The 3168-nt window shown below is 41.4% G+C and carries 3 protein-coding genes and 1 pseudogene; all 4 read left to right on the top strand.

Annotated elements, in window-relative coordinates; translation table 11 throughout:
* On the top strand, window positions 1-626 hold a 626-nt coding region (locus VB732_RS35680), incomplete at its 5' end, for a TrbI/VirB10 family protein (RefSeq protein ID WP_323235515.1).
* A complete protein-coding gene (locus VB732_RS35675; RefSeq protein WP_323235513.1) occupies window positions 623-1378 on the top strand; it encodes a hypothetical protein in 756 nt (251 codons plus the stop codon). The genes VB732_RS35680 and VB732_RS35675, both read left to right, overlap by 4 nt.
* Complete coding sequence (locus tag VB732_RS35670; RefSeq protein ID WP_323235512.1) at window positions 1375-2577, top strand: hypothetical protein; 1203 nt, start codon at window positions 1375-1377, stop codon at window positions 2575-2577. Before VB732_RS35675 ends, VB732_RS35670 begins: the two co-directional genes overlap by 4 nt.
* Before the next feature lie 222 nt (window positions 2578-2799).
* Window positions 2800-3168, top strand: a pseudogene (locus tag VB732_RS35665) (type IV secretory system conjugative DNA transfer family protein); the annotation flags it as partial.

Here is a 3168-nt window from a genome sequence, read left to right as displayed (position 1 = left end):
CTCCATTAGTTCAAACCACAGTTAATGGTTCAGGTAATAATTCAGGAAAGACAGAAACACCAACCTCTAATAACACTAAGTCTATTGCTAAACTGCAAGAGGATTTACGCGATAACTATGGGCAAGTGGCAATCCCTTCGGGAACAATGCTTGCAGTCGAGTTAGCTTCGGTTGATGGCGGCAGTTACGCTGTCGCTTATGTCAGAGCGATCATATTAGATAATACAGAGTATCCTATTTCTGCGGGTGCGATTTCCGTGACAGGAGTTGGTGGTAGACCCTTAATAGCTCGAAGATTTCAGGACAGGGGTGGCGAGATTGCCCGTAGTGACTTGTTTGGTGGCGCTGTGTCTGCATTGGGGAAGGTTGGGGAGATTATGAACCAACCGGATAGTGAAGAAGAAATTTCTGATGAATTCACAGGCAGGATTCGCAAACGTAGTAGTGGCAATCAGCGCAATCTCACAGGTGCGTTAATGTCAGGGTTTTTTGGTCAAGTTAGCCAAAACATCAGCCAACGTAATCAACGTACTACTCAAGAAATTACTTCTCGCCCCAATACTTGGTTTATTCCACAGGGAACCAAAGTTACCTTTAATGTAAATCGCTCTTTAGAGTTGCCATGAAAAGCATAATTAACACAGTTACAAGCGGCACTCTAGCGTTGGCTCTCGCCGCGACTCCACTATCCACAATTGCCGCACCAGTCGTTCGCACCATCAAACAAACTCAAGCTAGTGGGACGCAGGCCAAACTACAAACTATCAACGTTTGGAATGGTCACGGTGTAGCAATTTCTTTCTATGAAATTGGCGAGACAATTAAAAAAGTTTGGTTAGATGATCCGTCGCAAATTCTGCTTGACACAGATGGTTGTTTATCGGGACTGGATCAGAATTGCTCTAGCCCCGGTGCTGGGCTGATTCATCTGCGACGGATCAAGAGAGTAAACATTCCCGGAATACCGCAAACATCTACCACTTTGTTAACAGTAATTACGCAGTCATCCTCTGGGGAGCGTAAAGCTTACAGTTTTCGGCTAGCAACAAGTAATGGCACTCCTAAATATAGTCAGGTAACGATCCAGAATGATGTCGCACGAGGACAAACAGCCCCGAAACCTCAATTGCAATCATTAGTTAAAACACAGCAAACAATTAACCAAATTCGAAGCGGTATTGTTGTCGCTATTAAAAGTGGATGGATTCTTCAGCAAGATGAACTACACCAACGATTGCAAAAGTTAATCGGTTATTTACAAGCAGGTGATGACATTTCTACTGCTGCTAATAAGGCTTCTGTCTCTCAAGATTTAGCTAATAAATTAATTGCTTTGAGTAATAGTTCTGATAATTTGACACAAGGTAATGGCTTATGAAATCATCTTTTCGCCTCAATGATAACGCCTTACGTTACTTCATTTTTTTTGGTTTAGCGGGTAGCTTATTGATTCATAGTTTCATCAAGTACGGGCTACTCAATCAAACCATTGGGTTAATCATGCCCAAAGCCTCTGCACAAGTACCCGTTATCAATTCCCCTAATGGGTTTACTCCTGATTGGTCGCGTTTCAAATTCAGCGACATGATTATTTCTCTTAGTGGGAGTGTTACCTACCCAGGCACAAGAGGTACAGAAACTAGAACCTGGACAGCAGGACAAAGCATTAGCGAGTTTATGGAACTGGGAGATTTTGAAACACCTCAATTAGGAATAGAAAATTTAAATCTCTCAACCATAGCTTCAGCACAAGAAATCAATTTAAGCGGGTTAACATTAGATGATTTTCAATTAACTCAATGGCAAACTTTACCATCTTTAACCGAAGCGATTCCTGGCTTAGGTAATAGAAATGTTACAAGTGTTAAACCTGTCAGCGATTTTCTGAAAAGATTTGGAATTACTGGGGGCACAATAGGTAATGCCAGCCGAAATTCTCGTTTACGTGACGTTCAATTAGGAAGAGTAATAAATTTAAAAAATTACTCACTAACATCTATTTCCAACATTCAAAACACATCTCTTAATCGATTTGGGGATTGGCAAGACTCCAAAATTAATGGAGTACCTGGATTGTCTACTCTCACTTGGGATAATTTTCCAGGGCTGCAAACACTCGACCTTTCATTCATCGGTAAAGTTGACATTGTACTGCGAGACATAGAAGCAAACCGGACTCGCTCAATTTCCGGTAGTTATCAACAAGGGTTTAATGTTCCTTGCCTACAGAATAATTGCGCTCATGCAGAGGTGGCAGGTATCGGCAGGACTACAGGAACTCAATGGATTTCTGGCAAAGTACAGAAGGTAACAGGTGGCTTTGGCATCTTGAAAGCGCTTAATGATGGTCAAGAACCAACTGGTAGAAATCCTTTTGGTTCGGCATTTAAACAAGTGATTTGGGATATTGATGAAGCAAGCGGTTCTATGGAAACTGCCATGTTCTTCCGTATTTGCAAAACCATTCCCTTTGTTGGTCGCACCTGTTCTCCATACTTTATCGGGCCTGTTCCGTTTATCGAATACAAAGAAAAAGACCCTATTATTTTCGGTCAACCCTCAACACTTCCAGATTAACCATCAAGTCGCAAGTGACAAGTCGCAAGTCGCAAGTGAAGAACTTTCAAACGGTTCAGTTTAAGTCCCCGGCTTCTATCAAGCCGCAAGTTTTGTGGCTCTTTCTAAATCCCCGTTATAAAACTTACTTGCGACTTGCGACTTTGTTAATGCTTTAGTATTTTTACTTCAAGAATTTTCGGCTAGAGCAAAACTTGTAAACCTTCGATTTCCAATACCTTTATGAGCAAGTTTTTAGCGACAACTAACACAACTACTAGTCAAACATTTCAGTTGGAGCAATTACAAAATCATAATGACGCAATTGGTAAGTACACTCACTCTCTTTTCACCCCCAATGGACTAACAGTTTTGTCCTTACTTGGTGCTTATATTTTGCTCAGGGTGTTTTTTGGCGATGGTAACAAAAAGAAAATCGCTACCAGTTATTGGGGTGGTGGTAAAGAAACTGCTACTGCTCAGAAAAAAGCCATCTTGCAAATTGCCAATCCCCAATGTGATAGTGCTGCACTTTACATTGGTAAGCATCAGGGAAAAGGTGCTAATACTACTTTTTATATCCCTGATGTGCAAAGAGGTACGGCAGTCATT

The organism is Nostoc sp. UHCC 0252 (assembly GCF_034931145.1).
GTDB lineage: Bacteria > Cyanobacteriota > Cyanobacteriia > Cyanobacteriales > Nostocaceae > Nostoc.
The sequence above is the reverse complement of the archived record's forward strand: the minus strand, read 5'-3'. Positions and strand labels throughout refer to the sequence as shown.

Excerpts from the sequence above, each read along its gene's own strand:
- VB732_RS35675 (WP_323235513.1), top strand. The coding sequence starts at position 623 with ATGAAAAGCATAATTAACACAGTTACAAGCGGCACTCTAGCGTTGGCT.
- VB732_RS35670 (WP_323235512.1), top strand. The coding sequence starts at position 1,375 with ATGAAATCATCTTTTCGCCTCAATGATAACGCCTTACGTTACTTCATT.